The 17243-nt window shown below is 47.2% G+C and carries 24 protein-coding genes; 15 read left to right on the top strand and 9 right to left on the bottom strand.

Going from position 1 to position 17243, the window contains the following annotated elements; translation table 11 throughout:
* Positions 1-204: 204 nt before the first annotated feature.
* On the top strand, positions 205-567 hold the full coding sequence (locus HW443_RS04780; RefSeq protein ID WP_176232236.1) for a VanZ family protein: 363 nt from the start codon (positions 205-207) through the stop codon (positions 565-567).
* 49 nt (positions 568-616) lie between these two features.
* On the opposite strand, the gene HW443_RS04775 is transcribed toward HW443_RS04780, so the two are convergent.
* From HW443_RS04775 to HW443_RS04760, 4 genes are all read right to left on the bottom strand, one after another.
* The gene (locus HW443_RS04775; RefSeq protein ID WP_176229954.1) at positions 617-1000 is read right to left on the bottom strand and encodes a type II toxin-antitoxin system VapC family toxin; all 384 of its coding nucleotides are present in this window, start codon (positions 998-1000) and stop codon (positions 617-619) included.
* Entirely contained in the window at positions 997-1242 is a 246-nt protein-coding gene (locus HW443_RS04770; protein WP_176237952.1) for a type II toxin-antitoxin system Phd/YefM family antitoxin, read from the bottom strand. Before HW443_RS04770 ends, HW443_RS04775 begins: the two co-directional genes overlap by 4 nt.
* A 322-nt stretch (positions 1243-1564) precedes the next feature.
* Entirely contained in the window at positions 1565-1702 is a 138-nt protein-coding gene (locus HW443_RS04765; protein ID WP_176231543.1) for a hypothetical protein, read from the bottom strand.
* 109 nt (positions 1703-1811) lie between these two features.
* A complete protein-coding gene (locus HW443_RS04760) occupies positions 1812-2264 on the bottom strand; it encodes an endolytic transglycosylase MltG (RefSeq protein WP_176237951.1) in 453 nt (150 codons plus the stop codon).
* A 315-nt stretch (positions 2265-2579) separates the two neighbouring features.
* Here HW443_RS04760 and HW443_RS04755 point away from each other — a divergent pair, with 315 nt between their 5' ends.
* A complete protein-coding gene (locus HW443_RS04755; RefSeq protein ID WP_308751060.1) occupies positions 2580-3056 on the top strand; it encodes an NYN domain-containing protein in 477 nt (158 codons plus the stop codon).
* Between the two features lie 47 nt (positions 3057-3103).
* Complete coding sequence (locus HW443_RS04750; protein ID WP_176237950.1) at positions 3104-3646, top strand: sigma factor; 543 nt, start codon at positions 3104-3106, stop codon at positions 3644-3646.
* Here the strand turns inward: HW443_RS04750 and HW443_RS13870 are convergent.
* Positions 3553-3783: a DUF433 domain-containing protein gene (locus HW443_RS13870; RefSeq protein WP_176237949.1), complete on the bottom strand. Its 231-nt coding sequence runs from the start codon at positions 3781-3783 to the stop codon at positions 3553-3555. The two genes, HW443_RS04750 and HW443_RS13870, sit on opposite strands and share 94 nt — an antisense overlap.
* Positions 3784-4387: 604 nt before the next feature.
* On the opposite strand from HW443_RS13870, the gene HW443_RS04740 reads away from it, so the two are divergent.
* The 3 genes from HW443_RS04740 to HW443_RS04730 all read left to right on the top strand — a co-directional run bounded on the left by HW443_RS04740 (position 4388) and on the right by HW443_RS04730 (position 6675).
* The gene (locus HW443_RS04740) at positions 4388-5656 is read left to right on the top strand and encodes a TM0106 family RecB-like putative nuclease (RefSeq protein ID WP_176237948.1); all 1269 of its coding nucleotides are present in this window, start codon (positions 4388-4390) and stop codon (positions 5654-5656) included.
* 347 nt (positions 5657-6003) lie between these two features.
* Entirely contained in the window at positions 6004-6267 is a 264-nt protein-coding gene (locus tag HW443_RS04735; protein WP_176232252.1) for an AbrB/MazE/SpoVT family DNA-binding domain-containing protein, read from the top strand.
* The gene (locus HW443_RS04730) at positions 6268-6675 is read left to right on the top strand and encodes a PIN domain-containing protein (RefSeq protein ID WP_176236112.1); all 408 of its coding nucleotides are present in this window, start codon (positions 6268-6270) and stop codon (positions 6673-6675) included. It begins immediately after the preceding gene.
* A gap of 89 nt (positions 6676-6764) precedes the next feature.
* Here HW443_RS04730 and HW443_RS04725 read toward each other — a convergent pair whose 3' ends face one another.
* The 3 genes from HW443_RS04725 to HW443_RS04715 all read right to left on the bottom strand — a co-directional run bounded on the left by HW443_RS04725 (position 6765) and on the right by HW443_RS04715 (position 8348).
* The gene (locus HW443_RS04725; protein WP_258189978.1) at positions 6765-7550 is read right to left on the bottom strand and encodes a DNA-methyltransferase; all 786 of its coding nucleotides are present in this window, start codon (positions 7548-7550) and stop codon (positions 6765-6767) included.
* A 278-nt stretch (positions 7551-7828) separates the two neighbouring features.
* Positions 7829-8149, bottom strand: a complete 321-nt coding sequence (locus HW443_RS04720; RefSeq protein ID WP_176231964.1) for a hypothetical protein — start codon at positions 8147-8149, stop codon at positions 7829-7831.
* Positions 8150-8177: 28 nt separating this feature from the next.
* Positions 8178-8348 carry a type II toxin-antitoxin system HicB family antitoxin gene (locus HW443_RS04715; protein WP_176231963.1) on the bottom strand — a complete coding sequence of 57 codons (171 nt, stop codon included), beginning with the start codon at positions 8346-8348 and terminating at the stop codon, positions 8178-8180.
* 624 nt (positions 8349-8972) lie between these two features.
* Here HW443_RS04715 and HW443_RS04710 point away from each other — a divergent pair.
* Together HW443_RS04710 and HW443_RS04705 are read left to right on the top strand one after the other, a co-directional pair.
* Complete coding sequence (locus HW443_RS04710) at positions 8973-9272, top strand: helix-turn-helix domain-containing protein (RefSeq protein WP_176232118.1); 300 nt, start codon at positions 8973-8975, stop codon at positions 9270-9272.
* Positions 9269-9751: a PIN domain-containing protein gene (locus HW443_RS04705; RefSeq protein ID WP_176237199.1), complete on the top strand. Its 483-nt coding sequence runs from the start codon at positions 9269-9271 to the stop codon at positions 9749-9751. Before HW443_RS04710 ends, HW443_RS04705 begins: the two co-directional genes overlap by 4 nt.
* A gap of 592 nt (positions 9752-10343) precedes the next feature.
* Here HW443_RS04705 and HW443_RS04700 read toward each other — a convergent pair.
* The gene (locus tag HW443_RS04700; protein WP_176236325.1) at positions 10344-11024 is read right to left on the bottom strand and encodes a type IV toxin-antitoxin system AbiEi family antitoxin domain-containing protein; all 681 of its coding nucleotides are present in this window, start codon (positions 11022-11024) and stop codon (positions 10344-10346) included.
* A gap of 795 nt (positions 11025-11819) precedes the next feature.
* Here HW443_RS04700 and HW443_RS04695 point away from each other — a divergent pair.
* The 7 genes from HW443_RS04695 to HW443_RS04665 form a co-directional block, all read left to right on the top strand.
* On the top strand, positions 11820-12251 hold the full coding sequence (locus tag HW443_RS04695; protein ID WP_176231665.1) for a hypothetical protein: 432 nt from the start codon (positions 11820-11822) through the stop codon (positions 12249-12251).
* A gap of 100 nt (positions 12252-12351) precedes the next feature.
* Positions 12352-13107, top strand: coding sequence for a thiamine pyrophosphate-dependent enzyme (locus HW443_RS04690; RefSeq protein ID WP_246273319.1), 756 nt, complete (start codon positions 12352-12354; stop codon positions 13105-13107).
* 23 nt (positions 13108-13130) lie between these two features.
* Positions 13131-13460, top strand: a complete 330-nt coding sequence (locus HW443_RS04685; RefSeq protein WP_176231666.1) for a hypothetical protein — start codon at positions 13131-13133, stop codon at positions 13458-13460.
* Entirely contained in the window at positions 13457-14782 is a 1326-nt protein-coding gene (locus tag HW443_RS04680) for a glutamine synthetase family protein (RefSeq protein WP_176231667.1), read from the top strand. The genes HW443_RS04685 and HW443_RS04680 overlap by 4 nt, the downstream gene beginning before the upstream one ends.
* Before the next feature lie 54 nt (positions 14783-14836).
* Positions 14837-16414 carry an FMN-binding glutamate synthase family protein gene (locus tag HW443_RS04675; protein WP_176231668.1) on the top strand — a complete coding sequence of 526 codons (1578 nt, stop codon included), beginning with the start codon at positions 14837-14839 and terminating at the stop codon, positions 16412-16414.
* 86 nt (positions 16415-16500) lie between these two features.
* Complete coding sequence (locus tag HW443_RS04670; protein ID WP_176231669.1) at positions 16501-16698, top strand: ferritin family protein; 198 nt, start codon at positions 16501-16503, stop codon at positions 16696-16698.
* 22 nt (positions 16699-16720) lie between these two features.
* The coding region (locus HW443_RS04665; RefSeq protein ID WP_176235995.1) for a GAF domain-containing protein at positions 16721-17243 on the top strand (523 nt) is incomplete at its 3' end.

The raw sequence follows: 17243 nt of genomic DNA, 5'->3' as shown, positions 1-17243 counted from the left end.
GGCCCCTTGCGGCCCCAAAAAATACCCCAAAAAGCGGGGTTCTGCGGAACTTGGGCTAATATCATTGTGACGCAGCTTGTGACGCGGCCTGCTACCGAAGAATCTCAAGACTCAAAGGTAGACTCCCTGAAGGGTAGATGGTTTACCATCTGAGAATGATAGAACTAACGCTCAGAATGGCCAAGACAAAAGGACATATTCCAAATGAGCAATAAAGCAATCCCATTTTCTTTTGAACTAGTATTTATCCTCTGGATTGGGCTTATCACTGCTTTATCTCTGCTGCCAGTGCCAGAAGTTGGAGCACCGGAGAAATCTGATAAAATAGCCCACTTCATTATGTATCTAATAACATGTGGGGTATTTTATTTTACCTTCAGACTAAGAATTAAGAAGATAATCTTATGGGCAGGAGTTTTCTCTTTTGCTTACGGTTTGTTGATGGAGCTAGTTCAGGGGATACTACCTTACAGGGAATTTTCCTTAGAGGACTTGTTTGCCAACACTGCTGGGGTAGTGTTGATGTTATTATATCTAGTGGCAAGAGATAATCTCAAAAGTTCTTAAGGTAGGGAGGCAACTCCGTCTTCTGGATTGCCTATGTCAAATAATGTAGCTAAGGTTCAAAGGGAAGGAGTTGGATATCCTTAATAAATCGGTAATGTCCGGTATTGGCAGAGGCAAGCTGTAACCCTTGTTCTATCGTTATTGCGGCTACAAGGGCATCTACCACTCTAAGACCGTGTGAAAGAGTAAAACGCTCCATAAGAGCAATTGCCTTTTCTGAGGCTACCTCATTCGGATGGATGATATTAGCAAAATTTTCATCCACAAATGCTTTTACATCCTTTAACTCTTTCTTGTTCAGGCATCCTTGTAGAAGCTCCATATATATTAAGGAAGATATACACCTTTCTTCATAAGGTATCGACTCTATAAATTCTTTGGCCTTGGCGTTGCCTCGAAAGTACCAAATCAGCACATCTGTATCAAAGATCACCCGCTGTATCTTGGTTTCCTTTTTTCCGCTAACCATTCTTCAACGTCCTTAAGATCTTGCCTTTCTTTCCACATGCCAAATCCAACTGCATTAAAGTCTTTACTCACTTTTTCTTCTACGGGCTTCAAGACGGCAATTTCCTTACCTCTATAGGATATAAACACTTCTTTGCCGCGCCTTACCTCTCTAAGGACAGATGAAACCTTGTTGCGTAGTTCCTTAGCAGTAACTTTCCTTTCCATTCTATCTCCTTCATCCTTTAAAGTTAGCACTCTGAAGTATACACTTTTTAACAATCATGTCAAGTGTGAGCTAAAAATAAGAACCTTCTCCTACAAGATTAATACGTTCAGGAGCTGCTACCATTTTGCTACCAAAACTAGCCAAAACACTATAAAACACCGTGCAACACCATCAAATGTGTTACATGATTTTCCCTAATCAAAGGCAATATTCTGCAATATCATGTAACACCATAAAACGACCCCAGCGGGCTCATAACCCGAAGGTCGCTGGTTCAAATCCAGCCCCCGCTACCAACAAAACACCTGGTCAGAAGGGATATTATCCGAAAAGGATAGTATCTCTTCCTTGTTTTTGGGGGTTTTTGCTACCATTTTTTCCCAGCAGGGTTTGATCCAGGCGCTCTCCGGCCTGAGAGCGCTCGCCGTGGGTGAAGTGAATCACCTCTTTGGTCACCATATAAGCCTCCCTAAAATATTCAGCTTCTTTATTGGCTTCTCCGCCACCCTACTCTTTACTCCTGCCCGATAACCAACCATCCTTTCCTATGGAAATTCCTATAACGCTGCTATCTTAGGTATTTCTCAATATTCTCTAAATGTTCTTCATAAGTGCGGGCAGGATGAATTTTTCCTTCTTGGTCGTGCAGGAAATAAAGATACTCGGTTTCTTTGGGCAAGAGTACCCACCTCTGGTAGGGGTGGTTAACCAGGCTGTCCGCTAATTGCCAGGCGGACATAGCTTTGGAGATCAGATAGCCCCCTGGCTCAATTTTTCCATGCCCGCCCTTGATGGTAAGAACCATACTAAAAGCGAGAGGGCTTCTTATATAGCCTTGAGCATGGAGCTGATTAATCAGCTCTTTCTCTGAGGTCCCTAAATTAATAATTATTCTCTCTTCAGGAGCCTTACTTTGGGGAGCCGAAAATTGATAAAGAGCAAAGAGAGCCAAGAGAAGACTGGCTAGGAGAGCTACTGCGACCCCAATGAGGATTTTTTTAGTTCTGTTCATAGTTAGCATGAGCAAAACCCTCTTCCCCTATCAAACTATTCTCTCCTGCTGCTGCTCCAAAACCACTTACTTCCTCTTGATCTTCGGCGAGCAACTATCCAGAACTCATAGGTACTCCCATTGTTACTCTGCTACATATATTAACTCTCTAGCCTGTCAGATCCTGTCACTCAGGCTGTGCAAAACCTGCAAACCCTTCACTTTGTGTCGCCGCACCAAGCCCGATTTGTCCAAAAACATGTCAGACAGGATAGGAGATTAAAGGATTTTTTGATATACTTGAGCTGCGGGCCGACTTGCACAAATATGGAGATGGGGGACTAAATAGATGGAGGAAAGCCGGGTAGCCTGGAAGAAGAGCGGCAGAAGGTGATAGATCTTTTCCTCGGCCATGCCTCCTTAAAAGATACGGAAGCTATGATTGTCTTTGATGCTCATAGATCTAATAGCCGAGAAATTGCCGAGAGCTCGGTGGGCAGGGTGAAGATTGTTTTTACCCGGAGTGGGCAGAGCGCCGACCAATTCATTGAAAGATATATCTATGATTACAAGGGGGAGCGTCGGATCTTCGTAGTTACTTCTGACTATGCCCAACAGAAGATGATCTTTGGAAAGGGAGTGTACCGGAAGCCTCCGCAGGAGATGATCCAGGAGATGAGAACTACTGAAAAGGAGATGAGAGAGAAGATCGATCATTACCAGCCTGGTCCCTTTCCTCTCTCGGGTCGAGTGAATAATGGAGTGAGAGCCAGATTAGAAGACATGCGAAGGGCTAAAAAGTTTAACTGTGGGGAGGAATAGTCCGATAAGATAGAAGAAAGGAGTTTAAGAGGCTGGAGGCGATAATCTTGAGCGGGAGCTCGGAGAGCACTTTAGCACTTTTTGAACAGTTCAGGACACTGGGGGATAATGATTTAATAAGGCTGGCTCAAAAGGGAAACCAGGAAGCTGTCTCTTTCCTCCTCAATAAATACAAGTCTTTGGTTAAGATGAAGGCCACTTCCTACTTTCTGGTGGGGGCGGATAAGGAAGACCTGATCCAGGAGGGAATGATAGGTCTTTACAAAGCCATTTTGGATTTCCGGGAGAACAAAGAGGCCTCTTTTAGAGTCTTTGCTGAATTCTGCATTATCAGGCAAATGATTACCGCTATCAAAACGGCCACAAGACAGGAGCTCCTTCCCCTTAACACCTATCTTTCTGCTATTCCTCCGTCACAAACCAAAGCAGATGACTTGGCTGATTTTAGGCAAGCACAAGAGTATTTTGCGCAGAATAAGGAAGAAATAGTAGCAGATTATGATAATAAATACGTAGCTATCCTTGATAATAAAATCGTTGATTCAGATGAAGATTTTTCGAGTACATCCTCAACTTCCAGCTCTGGATAAGCATCGAGCACGTCCTGGATGGATTTGCCGCCCGCCAGCATCTTAAGGACGACGCTGACCGTGATGCGCATGCCTCGAATCGTCGGTTGACCCAGACAGATGTTCGGGTTAATCGTAATGCGGTCTAATCTCTCCATGTGTTATCCCCTTGTTACTTTCATTATTACCACATGCTTGTGCTCATTACAAGGACTGATGGCGGAGGGACGAGAATAGAGCTATCGTGATGTTGCTTTGGACGGATGGTACATATATTCTTTAACCTGTACAGGGTTTTTGCATAGAAAGTATTTTTCGCAGAAACTTGATGGATTTTACAGAGAATTTGGTAGTATGAGAATGAAAGAGAGTCATAAAGGCGGCGTCGAGCAATGGCTTTGACCCCTCTAGATATTAATATTAATAGAATGTATGAAAGTTGCCTATCCCTTGCGACACGAGATAGGATCATGGCCAGAACCATTTATAACTATATTGTCTCACCTTTTATGGTTCATTGTGACAGGTTCGCACCTGAGCACAAGAAAGACTCTGTGACGGAGTATCAAAAACTACTACTCGAGCAGGGAAGGACGCATGAGAGGCAAGTAATAGAAACGGCGTACTCCGAAGCCGAGAAACTGGAATACAAAACCCTGAAAGAAGGCTTCAGAGTCCTTTTGGAAGAAATGAACAAAGGGGTGAGAGTGCTTTGTGGTTTACCAGCATTTTATTTGTCTGAGGGGCTTATGGGAATATTTGATGTGGTGGAGACGAGATACGGAGCCGTCAATATTCGGACCCTACCATTATGTTGTCAAGGAAATAAAACTTGCCAAGAATATTCAAAAACACCACATCTATCAGGTGGCCTTTTACAACTATATACTCGGGAAAATTCAGGGGTACACGTCCCCTGTGTTCTATCTAATCAACAGGGACTACGAGGAATCTGAGGTAGGTTATGATGAAGTTGAGCTATTGGCAATATTAGAGGATATTCGGGAGATATTGAGGGGGAAGGAAGTGACTCCAACCTATGGGGCCTGCCAGTGGCCCTGGGAGACTTATAACAACGAGGAAGCCATAAGGAGAAGGGACATATCTCTGGTTAGCGGTGTGGGGCCGTCCTTCAAACAGAAGCTGACGGAGATGAGGATAGGTACTGTCGATGACCTTGCGAAAACCCCGCTAGAGGACCTGGTCAAGATCAAAGGGATTGGAGGGAAAAGGGCAAGAAAATTTTCACTCAATTCAAAGGCGTTGATTTCGGAGAATTACATTTGCCTGGGCCTGTGTCAGTTTCCAGAAAAGCGCACAGAGATATTTTTGGATTTGGAAGGGACTGGAGAACAAGTTGCAGACGAGGAGTTAGTAGCAATGGATTATCTCATAGGTGTGCTAACCAGGAAGGATGGAAAGGAGGAGTACGCGCCCTTCATTGCCCATGGCCTGGACAGGGAGGGGGAGATGTTTGGCCAGTTCGTAAAATGGCTTCTGAAACAAAATGATTTCATCATATATCACTGGCATCATTATGAGAGGGTTCACCTTGAAAGGCTGGCTGAGCGATACGCACTGGCTGATGAGATACGGAGGGTAATATTGGAGAATATGAGGGATCTCTATAGGGATGCTATTGCTTGTTTCGTCTTTCCGACCTATGGCAACGGGCTAAAGGAGGTCGCAAATTACATGGGATATAAATGGAAACACCCAGATGTCAACGCCTTGGAGTCGATCGCACTATATTTCCAATATGTCACGGACCCGCACAAAAACAAAGATAAAATGCAGAAAGTGATAGACTATAATGAGGATGACTGCAGAGCGACTATGCTGGCTAAGGATTGGCTAAAGCAAAATTCACTCAAAGGCTACGGGATAAGACAATTAACACCGTTAGAGGCGGGGAAGGTCTATGACTACAAGTTCGACGTCAATGAGATAAGGGGTCCAATAATCCTAACTGTGGAGGAGAATGGATGGGAGTGGGTTCCAGTTTCGGCGAAGAGACATGCCACCTATTAGCATCCCCAGCCCAACTCATTTCAAAGCTCCCTCTCTATCTGGTATTACCGCAATCGGGGATAAGATAAAAACTACCCTGTGGCCCCTTGAATTTCCGACCGGTAGAGATCAAGGATCAAGGTTTCAGCAAGCACCAGCTCAAGAAGGTTAAAGCGTTCAGTGCTGAAGAATATGGTCAGCCATACAAAGAAGTCAAAAAGAGATATTGGTTGTTACTGGTGCATAGCCCAGTTGTGCTCCTGGGGTCTGGTCTGGCGAACGGTGACCTCAAGCAGTTTTGCTTCTTGACAATAAGTAAGGAATGTAATACATAGATATTACCTATACAAATTAGAGAAGGAGCAAATATGAAAGAATTACTCTCGACTGTAACCACTAAAGGTCAGGTTACCATTCCCGTAGAGATTCGCCGACTCTTAGGGGTGGTGGCGCATGAGAAGGTCGCCTTTATTCTGGAGGGCGACCAGGTTCGGCTGGCGCGAAAGGGAAGCGTCGTTGCCCACACCGCTGGTATGCTTAAGACCACCCAACCGCCTCTTACGGCTGAGGAGCTGCGGGAAGCAGCAGAGCGTGCCATCGCCGAAGATGTCGTCGAACGGATGGGAGGGTAGATGGCACCACCGTTTCTGGATGCTAACATTATCCTGCGTCATCTCCTCGGGGATCACCCGGAGCACTCGCCACGGGCCACCGCTTATCTTGAGCGGGTTGAGCAGGGCGAGATTCAGGTACGCACCGCTGACACGGTGATCTTTGAGGTGGTCTTTACCCTCCAGCGGCAGTACCACCAACCCAAGGCGAAGATTCGAGAAGCCATCCTTCCCTTGATCGAATTGCCGGGGATTATCCTCCCAGGTAAACGCCGTTTCCGTAAAGTGTTCGATCTGTACGTGGACCTCAACCTCTCCTTTGCCGATGCCTACCACGCCGTCCTGATGCAACAGAACAAGCTTAACCAGATTGTCACCTTCGACAAAGGATTCGACCGTGTACCAGAGATCGAGCGGGTAGAACCGTAATGACTGAGGGCAAATTATGGCGATTGAAACACCACCACTACTCTTAAGGAAGTCCTTAACTAGATCTCTATCGTTTACACTGCAAAGACTCAATATCCCGCAACGGGCAAGAGGGACCTTCTTGCGCTGGGTGGCCGTCCTGTTTTCGGTTTCTTTGAAGATACAAATGGAGAGACTTTTCGGCTCTGCCTTATCCGCTCCTTGGCCAACTTGACGTACTGAGGGTCGATATCTATGCCGATCCAGCGCCGGTTCAGTCTATCTACTACCACACAGGTAGTGCCAGAGCCGACAAAGGGGTCTAAGACGACGTCTCCCGCAAAAGAGTAGAGCCTGATAAGCCTGTAGGGCAGCTCTTCCGGAAAAGGAGCCGGGTGACCCACGTTTTTTCCCGAAACGGTGCGAAATCGCCAGATGCTTCTGGTGAATTCAGTGAATTCCCCAGTGGTGATATCTGAAGGGCGCCCATTTCCCTTCAAACCCAGAGCGTCCTTGCTGAAGACTAAGATATACTCATGGACGTCGTGCAAAGTGGGGTTTGCTGGACTTCTCCAGCTTCCCCAGGCTGTGGAAGTACCCACACTCGCTCCTTTATCCCAGATGATCTCCCCACGCCTGAGGAAGCCCAAGTCCACCAGCTGTAGGGCAATATGGGAGTGGAGGGGGAGGTAGGGCTTCCTGTTCACTCCGGCTATGTTAATACAGATCCGTCCCCCGGGCCTCAGGACTCTCTTACACTCCGTCCAGACTTTTCCTAGAAACTTCAAATAGCTGTTGAGATTCACAAGATCGTTATGACAACCGTAGTTCTTGCCCACATTGTAGGGAGGCGAGGTAACGATGACGGTCACGGACCCATCATCAACCATGGACATGTTCGTGCTATGGGCACAATGGATGACGTTGGTTTCCATGAAATTTATATGTATTTTAATACATATATTTTTACATAAAAGTGTTTTTACTGCACGTTGTCACGCTAGTGGCAGACCATTCGGTGGGGGTTACATGCTCCGCGATCCCAGATGGCAAGCGGTAGCCTATTTTGTGCCTTGGTTCTTGGTGTATCACGAGAAGGTCTCCAAAGTCCAAAGTCGCCCACCGCTTCTTGAGAGGGTACGGACCTCCAGGAAATGAAGGTTAGGAACTCTTTTTACTGAGGATAGCTGAATGTCTGACACTCACCAGGGGTAGACGATGCTGGATGCCTCGTACCTCCTGTACCCAACCGCTTCCCTGGTTTTGGGCTTTCTGCATGTAGAGCTTTTCTGAACCTAAACTTGTCCTGGTGGTTCTCGGTATCTTCGGCATTCTGTCTTATTAGTTCTTCCAACTCCTTGCCATAGATCAAATGTGCAGATTTTAGTGAGTGGAAAATTACCTTGTTTGACCTCTTTAATGCGTTGAGATCATCCATGTTGGTGGTAAAAAGATGAAGTCTGTTCCCGAAGAGTTTGCCTATTTTTGCGTCCAATTCACCAAAGTGCTCTTCTGCAATTGCTTCATCGCTCTTGCTCCTCCAAGACCTCCAAAAGCTCTGTCCTACATTCCTCTACTGTATTCCCATTAGCCCAGACTCCCTCAAAACCGGGAATTTCAGCAAACCAGGTTCCGTCATCGAGTTTTTTGTATTCCGCCTTTTCCAAAGCTTTCTGAGTGTATTGTAACAACATATTTACCTCCTATCTTGTCCGCAGCAATTTCATTATTACCACGTGCCGGTGTTCATTACAAGGACTGATGCGGAGGGACGGGAAATAGAGCTGTCCTCTTTATTTCCTTCAAGTGTTCTACAAGATTAATACGTTTAGGAGCTGCTACCATTTTGCTACCAAAACTAGCCAAAACACTATAAAACACCGTGCAACACCATCAAATGTGTTACATGATTTTCCCTAATCAGAGGCAATATTCTGCAATATCATGTAACACCATAAAACAACCCCAGCGGGCTCATAACCCGAAGGTCGCTGGTTCAAATCCAGCCCCCGCTACCACAAATTTCCAAAAAAGGCCCATTTTAAGGGTGATTTCCCAAAAAATGGGCTATTTTTTGCCTTTTATGGAGAGTTTCCCCAAATCGATTTTTCAGGCTCTTCCTTTTGCCCATATTTTGCCCATATTTTGCCCATGAAATTTGCCTTGTTGCGTAGCATCACAGGAGAGGTAGATTCTTTTTCTGATTATTTCTGATTCATTAAATTGGGTAGCCTGGCATCATCTGAAGTTGACTTAAATTTGACAAAATACATTTAAATGCATTAAAATACTCTAAAGAAAAGAGCGAGGTGGTCCCTATGCCAACCAAAGAAATCATGACTCCGGAGCAGGTAGCAGACTATCTTCAGCTTAACTCGTCTACAGTCTATCGCTATATTCGGGAGGGGAAGCTCTTTGCCTCCAAGATTGGGAGGCAGTACCGGGTGCCCAAGGAGAGCGTCGAGCTCCTTTTGATGGTCACGGCTATGCCCCAGGGGCTCAGGCTGCGACGCTATGGCCGCGAGCAGGTCCAGGAGTTCTTGCGGGAGGATGAGCTTGACCAGGAGACCAGGGCTAAGGCCGAGAAACTCATCACGGCTCTTGGTAGAAAAGAGTGAAGCGGATCAACCGGGAAACCAGGTTATTCTTCGATGCCTCGGTCCTGGTGGCTGGGGCTATCTCTTCCTCAGGCGGCTCGGCCCTGGTACTGGAAGCTTGCAGAGTGGGTGGGTTTACTGCCCTTGTCAGCCAGGCTGTCCTTTTGGAAACAGAACGAAATCTCCTTGAGGATTTTCCCCAAGAAGTCCTTGAACGCTTTCATACTCTTGTTATTGAAGTCCCCTGGGTACTCGTTCCTCTCCCTTCATCCCAGCGGATTCGCAGCTACTACCAACTCATCAATGAAGAGGATGCGCACGTGCTGGGGGCAGCGATCGCTGGCGGGAGCCACTTTCTTCTCACCCTGGATCGAAGGCATTTTATGACCTCAGCTCTTAAAGCAGCCAACCTTCCCCTCATCATCCTGACCCCTGGAGATTTTATCCGGAAATACTATCCTCTCCACGAGGAGTACCCCAGCTTGCCACAAGCGAGGTAAGCCTCAGAGGCCGAGAACGTCTTCTCTTGAGTTTGGATTGCCGCAAAAATAGCGGAAAGGAAGCTCGAACCGAGGCAGCTTTGATGCTGTCGCAAATTGTCACACCCTCAATATGAGATCTATGGGATAAGACAATTAACACCGTTAGAGGCGGGGAAGGTCTATGACTACAAGTTCGACGTCAATGAGATAAGGGGTCCAATAATCCTAACTGTGGAGGAGAATGGATGGGAGTGGGTTCCAGTGACGGCGAAGAGACATGTCACCTATTAGCATCCCCAGCCCAACTCATTTCAAAGCTCCCTCTCTATCTGGTATTACCGCAATCGGGGATAAGATAAGAACTACCCTGTGGCCCCTTGAATTTCCAACCGGTAGAGATCAAGGATCAAGGTTTCAGCAAGCACCAGCTCAAGAAAGTTAGAGCGTTCAGTGCTGAAGAATATGGTCAGCCATACAAAGAAGTCAAAAAGAGATTGAGGAACGATACAGCTACGATACCAGGGACCTGGTCAAAGATTGGGAGCCGAGTAAACACTAACTTCTTATAAAACTTGTCATATAAAGGGGAATTATTTACACCCAAACTGCCCTAGCTTTTTAATGTCTTTAGATTTGGCTTGCTTTGATATCTTGATAAAAACGATTCCCTTTCGTCTATAGTGGTAACGTACTTGCCAAACCCTGTAGCTAGTTTCTTTGCGCTCTCCTGAACTGTCCCAGGAAATTTTTTACTGTATTGTAAGAATTTACTTTTTTTCAGACCGACTAATGACCACTCGCTTGTATCGCTTGATACTTTTCCTTTGCTCAGCATATAGAGCTGATCAAGCACTGCCTTTTCAGGTTCAGCAATATAGATGCCAATTTCTAGTGTATAACCAAAGAAGTACTCATCTTTCAGTTGCCTGTACTCCACCTCTCTACCTGCTAATTTAAGCTTTTTAGAGCGGTTGGTAGTAGCAAATGTTAACGTATAAGGAGTTTGGCTCAAAATCCCGTATCTTGACAAAGCAGACTCAAATGAGAGGTAGGATGGATAGTAAAGTTCATTAGCTACCTTTTCCAACTCAAGGCTTTGAAATTCAGGCTGGTAAACCCCTCTTTTAAGCCTAATAAGCACACCACTATCAACCAGCCTATTGAGCGTGACGTATAGGCTGTTTCTCTCCATCCCTAAGATTTTTTCCAAATCAGCCACGGTAAAATAAGGCTTATTAAAGCCTCTTAGTGTCCGTAAAAGCACAATACTGCTTATTGCTTTGGCAACCATTACTCTAACAACCTCTTGTGTTTCTCAGGTAAGAACTTATGTAATTCTCGTTTGACCACTTTTGGGTCCCAGGACCCAAACTCCATTGGTGTGGACCTCCCCAGCTTCTGACCAATAAACCATAAATCAAAGATATCCCTTATTCTTGGCGAATCGATATTTTGTACCAATAGCACTGCTCACAGTGGTAAAGAATCCACTCTTCTTTCCATGATGATACCCCTTTTTCATCATGGTATAATTGTAATAGGAGTGCCCCCGAACGTTCCTGAAATAGCCAGAGCTGGTTCCTATTACGGTGCCACAGCTACCAGTGGTTCAAGGGGGGAAATGTCTCCCACTTCATAGGATTCGGTGGTAGCCCGGGTGCCAGGGCGAAGAGTCGCTGAAGTGACTAGTCAATTATTGGCAGGTACCTGTAATTGACACTTCCCAGCACTAAAGTGCGGGGATTCTCAAGATATCTTGAGCAACACCGGGGTTCAAAAGAAACCCGGAGGCAGGTGCCATAGCTGCGACTACAGGGATTGCTCCCTGATACTTTTTAATCTGGAGAATCCTTAAGTTCACCAGATATACCCACAATGTTTTACATGGCGCAGGATTGTGGCCACAACCTTATACATTGCCAAAGTGCCATAAGCATAATAGCACATTAAGAACAAGAAAGCAAGAGGCCATTCATCCCCAGCATTAAAATGCGGGGCTTTCTGGCAGAAGTTTAGGTAATGCAGAACGGTGCTTTCTTTGAATTCCAACAGGGAGGGCGCATAACCGAGCAAAAGGGAGAGTCCCGTGGAGCAGGAGCTTAAGATAACTATTGGTGGTGAGGCAGGTCAGGGGATAGAGACTATTGGTTACTCTCTTCTTAAAAAACTTGAAGGGCTACAGAGAGAGGCGGAGCCACTTATCATCTATGGGGAGGAAAATCCAGACCTCCTTTTTCTTGGTTGGGAGTCTACCCAGGGCGTTCTTCAGGAGGTAGTTGATATCCTAAACTCTCAAGATAAGCGTGCAGGCCTTGTTCATCCGAATCAGGTGTGGCCTTTGGCCAATAATCTCTATTCTCTGCTTGCCTCCGCTAAAAAAGTAGTGGCCATCGAGAACAACGCTACAGGTCAGCTTTGTCGGCTCGTGGCTCAGGAGACAGGAACAATTATCGAACAAAAAATTCTAAAGTATGATGGTTGGCCTTTTACTCCCGAATACATCCTGGAGAGACTTTAGGAGGAAAGATGGGGCTAACTTTTGAAGACTTTAAAGGGGAGAGCCTGCCTGGTGTCCCGGTTGTGGAGACTTTGCCATTCTGGAAGCGGTCAAAAGGGCTCTGGTGGAACTGGGGAAATCCCCACATGAGCTTCTTCTTGTCTCGGGCATTGGGCAAGCCTCGAAACTCCCTCACTACCTGAAATGTAATACATTTAACGGCCTGCACGGCAGGATGATCCCTGCAGCAGTAGGAGCAAAGATTGCCAATAAGGAACTGACGGTTATTGCTGTGGGTGGGGACGGAGACTGCTATGGAGAGGGAACTAATCATTTCATCCACAACATTCGCCGCAATGTTGACATTACTCTCCTGCTGCACAACAACCAGGTCTACGGTCTTACTAAAGGTCAGGCCTCGCCCACGAGTGATCTGGGGTTCAAGACTAAAGTTCAGGTAAGAGGAGTAGAGATTCCTCCGCTAAATCCCCTTGCTCTGGCCATAGCTCTGGACTGCAGTTTTGTGGCCAGAGGATTTGCTGGGGAAAGGGAGCACCTTTCCCATCTTATTGTTGAGGCGGCAAGGCATCGTGGGTTTGCGTTAGTGGACATTCTCCAGCCCTGTGTCATCTGGAATAAGGTTAATACTTTTAAGTGGTATCGAGATAGAGTTTATCAATTGGGAGAGGGATATGATTCTGGCCAAAGAATTCCTGCCTTTGAGAAGGCTTTGGAATGGGGAGAGAGGATTCCTTTGGGCATTATCTACAAAAATGAGCGGCCAACCTTTGATGAAATAAATCCGATAATGCAGGGCGAGCCCCTTTGGAGGAGAAAAACAGCTAAAACTGCTTTCAAAGAGCTTTATCCGATCTGAGGTACTGGTCTTTAATAGGATGGATGAATGACTTGGAGACCAGGATCAGATTTCGTGCCAGCGAGTCAAAGACCTGTCTTCTTTGTGGAAAGACTTCCCGACTTCTCTTCGACCTCAAGCCCTGGAATGAGACTCTCCACCGGGCTCTCACAGGCGTCTCCAACCGCCAGACTTGGGAGAATTTTTCCCATGCTGCCGGTTTTATTAAGGAGCGGCCGGACCCTCCTCTTCTTGTGGCCAGTACTCTTTTGGTTCCTGGCTATGTGGACTATAACTTGACACTTTTTCCACATAGCATAGAATTATATTGTTTTTTAACCAAGATTGGTCTCTATGAAGGATGGTATTCATGACTTACGAGAAAGAAGATGTCTTGCGTCGAGTGAGAGAAGAGAAAATAAGGACCATCCAACTCTGGTTTGTGGATATTTTGGGTTTTCTGAAATGCATCTCCATTACTTCTCGAGAGCTGGAAAGTGCTTTTGAATACGGAAAGGGATTTGACGGTTCCTCCATTGCGGGCTTTGCGGAAGCGGAGGAAAGCGACATTCTGGCCCGGCCTGACCCCAGCACCTTCTATCTTCTGCCCTGGACGGTGGGGGAGAACATTGTAGCCCGAATGTTTTGCGATATTTTCACGCCTGACGGTGAGCCCTATCCCGCTGATCCCCGCGCCATTTTGAGGAGAGTGACTGAGAGAGCAAGAAAGAAGGGTTTTGCATATTTGGTTGGCCCCGAATTGGAATACTTTTACTTTGGATCTGAGAAAGTCCCGGAGGTCATAGACCAGGGTGGGTATTTTGAGCTAATTTCTAACGATTTTGCTGAAACTCTACGCAATCAGGCGGTGAAGGCCCTGGAGACAATGGAGATACCTGTAGAGGCCAGCCATCATGAGGTGTCACCCAGCCAGCACGAACTGGACCTTCAATATGCAGAAGCTCTGGTGATGGCTGATAGCGTGGTCACGGCTCGCATGGTGGTTAAGGAGATTGCCTCCCAAAGTGGTGTTCACGCTACTTTCATGCCTAAACCTCTGCCCAACGTCAACGGCAGCGGCATGCATACCCACCAGTCCCTCTTCCAGAATGGCAACAACGCTTTTTTTGATCCGGAAAGCGAACACCACCTCTCTTTGGTGGCACAACAATTCATGGCCGGTCAGTTGAGACATGTCAGAGAATTTTGTGCCGTTACCAATCAATGGGTTAATTCCTACAAGCGGCTGGTCCCCGGCTATGAAGCGCCAGTCTATATTTCCTGGGCTCGCCGAAATCGTACTGCTTTGATCCGGGTGCCCGACTATAGAAGAGGGAACGAGAAGGCGACCCGCATAGAAATACGTTCTCCGGATCCAGCCTGTAACCCCTACCTGGCTTTTGCGGTCCTTCTGGCCGCAGGCTTGAAGGGCATCGAGGAACAGTATGAGCTGCCACCCCCGGTGGAGCCTAATATTTATAAGATGCAGGCCACAGAAAGAGCGGAGCGCAACCTGGAAGCTCTACCAGTAAGTCTCCATGAGGCCAGAAAACTCATGCAAGAAAGCGAGCTAGTCCGCCAGACCCTGGGCGATCACGTCTTTAATAAATTTCTGATTAACAAGGAAATGGAATGGGAGGAGTACCGCACTCAGGTAACCCCCCTGGAACTTAAGAAAGGCCTTGCTTCATTGTAAGATGACCTGGAATAAAACGATATAAAAAGTCACACAGGAAAGGAGCATTTATACATGAGTTTTTCCAAGATTAATGCCAGTGCCGCCACCCTTACCAGGAACCGCACCGCCCATGACATTTGTCCTATCAGCGGTCTCTGTGTCACTTGCGAGGAGGGGTGTGTGGGTTTGTGTGAGGTAGGGAAATCTGCCTATCGGGGCACCGAGATGATCTATCCCCAGCCCTATGGAACTATTACTGCCAGTAGCCAGAAGGATTACCCGGTGGATCTGTCCCATTTCAATATCATGGGTACTGCCAGGGGAGCCTATGGTGTAGAAGCTGACAGTGATGTGGCCATATTTCCCAATGTCAGGCTGGAGACCAGCCTGGGGCAGAATGGGGGGATTAAACTCAGCCTTCCCATAACTATACCCGGCCTGGGGTCCACGGAGGTGGCCCGAAGGAATTGGGAAGGGTTGGCTGTGGGCGCAGCTATCTCTGGTCTACTGCTGACAGTGGGAGAGAATGTCTGCGGTATGGATGAAGAAGCTGTAATCAGAGATGGAAGGGTGGTAGATTCACCCAGTTTAGCCCAAAGAGTGAAAACCTACCTTGACTGGCACGATGGAAGAGGGGGTATCGTAGTTCAATCCAACGTGGAGGATACTCGCCTGGGGGTTCTGGAATATGCCCTGAGCAAGCTGGGAGTTGAGAGTGTGGAGCTCAAGTGGGGTCAGGGGGCCAAGGATATTGGAGGAGAGGTGAAGATAGAGAGTCTGGAGAAGGCTCAACTGCTCAAATCTCGGGGCTACATTGTCCTGCCCGACCCAGAGAACCCGGAAGTGGTAGAGGCTTTTCAAAATGGCGTCTTTCACGAGTTTGAGCGCCACTCCAGAGTGGGGATGGTAGATCTGGAGGGTTTCCTGGCCCGGGTCAAGGAGCTGCGCCAGATGGGGGCCAAACATGTCTTGCTCAAGACCGGAGCCTATCGTCCGGCTGATCTGGCCAGAGCTATTAAATTCTCTTCTCTGGCAAAAATAGATGTTCTCACCATAGACGCAGCCGGTGGTGGAACCGGGATGAGTCCCTGGCGCATGATGAATGAGTGGGGTGTGCCTCCGGTAGAGCTGGAGTCGCTGGCTTATCAGTATGCTCATCGGCTGGCTCAGAAGGGACAGTACGTTCCTTCTCTGGTGATGGCCGGAGGGTTCGTATTGGAGGATCAAATATTCAAAGGGCTGGCCCTGGGAGCTCCTTATGTCAAGGCTATTGGCATGGCTCGAGGGCCACTGGTGGCGGCCATGGTAGGGAAAACTATAGGACAAAAGATGCAGGAAGGCAGGCTTCCTTCCTCAGTTCAGAAGTATGGCGAAAGCCTGGACGAAATTTTCATTGCTTCGGCCGAACTTAAATCCCGCTACGGTCGCGATTACAAGAGAATCCCGGCGGGAGCCCTAGGTCTCTATACCTACTTGCAGAGGGTGGCTCAAGGCTTGAGACAACTTATGGGTGGCGCACGGAAGTTTGCTCTGGAGTTTATCGACCGAAGTGATATTGCAGCTCTTACCAGGGAGGCCGCGGAGATATCTGGTATCGCCTACATTATGGATGCGGATAAGGATGAGGTAGATGAGATATTGGACTGCTGATATGCCCGACATGGGAGGGGGAGAGCACAAGTTTTAGCTCTTGATAGGAATAGGGTTGATGAAAGCCGAGGAGCGGAGAACGACTAATGGATGTACTGGACCTTTTGAGAGTGGCTATCCAGACAGAGATTGCTACCTATGAGCTGTACCATAGAGGAGCCCAAGGGGCAACAGACGAAAAGCTGAGGGCTATGTTTGAGCAGTTGGCCCAGGAAGAACTGAAACACAGAGAGCTTCTTCAGAACCAGTACCAGCTCTTGGCGGGAGACGTGATTCTAGACTAGCTAAACAACGTTGGAGTCGAAGGTGGAAAACTCACAAATCACTGATGTCTTGAAGAGAAAGGCCGATGAGTTATCTGCTCTGTTCAACATAAGCAAAATAATTACTGGCACTCTGAATCTAGAGGATGTGCTCAGGCAGATAGTGGAGGAGGCCTCCCGTCTGATGAACACGAAGATATGCTCCCTCATGCTTCTCAATGATGAGGGAACGGAGCTGACCATTAAAGCTGTACATGGCGGAAGCGAGGACTATGTCCAGAAGCCTCCTCTTAAAGTGGACGAAAGTTTGGTGGGCCAGGTGGTTAAGGATAAAAAACCCCTGCTGGTTCTTGACGTCCTTAAAGAAAAAGGATACCGGCATTTGGACCTGGCTCGTCGAGAGGGATTGCACTCCCTTTTGTCGGTTCCTTTAATGGTGAAAGGAAAGGCCATTGGTGTCATTAATGTCTACAAGTCCACTCAATACGAGTTTACCGAAGAGGAAGTACATCCCGACTTCCGCACTTATTTTAAAAAACACCTCTTCAGAGGGGGTTTTCTATCAT

The sequence above is a fragment of the Candidatus Hakubella thermalkaliphila genome (genome assembly GCF_013281975.1).
GTDB lineage: Bacteria > Actinomycetota > Humimicrobiia > Hakubellales > Hakubellaceae > Hakubella > Hakubella thermalkaliphila.
The sequence above is the reverse complement of the archived record's forward strand: the minus strand, read 5'-3'. Positions and strand labels throughout refer to the sequence as shown.